Consider the following 505-nt stretch of genomic DNA (forward strand, 5'->3'; position numbering starts at 1 on the left):
TAAGCAGGTAAACTAGGCATTTTTGACCCTAAATTTAAAACATTTATAACTCTTTCCTAATCTGTAGAGTTTTCAGGTCAAAATATAAAGGAAACCGAAGAGGAAGTTACGCTTACTCCTAAGCATAGCCACCCTGGTCGTCCAAAAGGAAGTAAAGATAAGAACAAGCAAAAATCCAATGGTTTGATTTATAAGGGTTTTACTCTTTTGCTTGAGAAGGTGTTGCCTGTGCTAAACAAGTTTATAAAAGTGCAGTATGTGGTAGCAGATGGCAGTTATGGTAGTAAGACGGGGTGTATAATTGCTCAGGAAAAGGGTTTAGAACTCATATCTAAACTCAATAGAAACACTGGTTTGTATCTACCCTATGCTGGTTCTTATGCAGGAAAAGGTAGAAAAAGGAAGTATGGAAAAAAGGTTAATTATGAGTAACTAATCAGTTGCTTGCTTGATTTTGTTTTTTTGCATTTGCGATTAAGAATTTGTTCGGATGTTATTTGTTTTT

At 35.0% G+C, this 505-nt stretch carries 1 protein-coding gene; it reads left to right on the forward strand.

Going from position 1 to position 505, the window contains the following annotated elements; all coding sequences use genetic code 11:
• Positions 1–84: 84 nt before the first annotated feature.
• Positions 85–432, forward strand: a complete 348-nt coding sequence (locus Q0954_RS34400; RefSeq protein ID WP_299466732.1) for a transposase — start codon at positions 85–87, stop codon at positions 430–432.
• The last annotated feature ends 73 nt before the right edge of the window (positions 433–505 follow it).

Source organism: uncultured Microscilla sp. (assembly GCF_947493425.1).
In the GTDB taxonomy this organism is placed as follows: Bacteria; Bacteroidota; Bacteroidia; order Cytophagales; family Microscillaceae; genus Microscilla.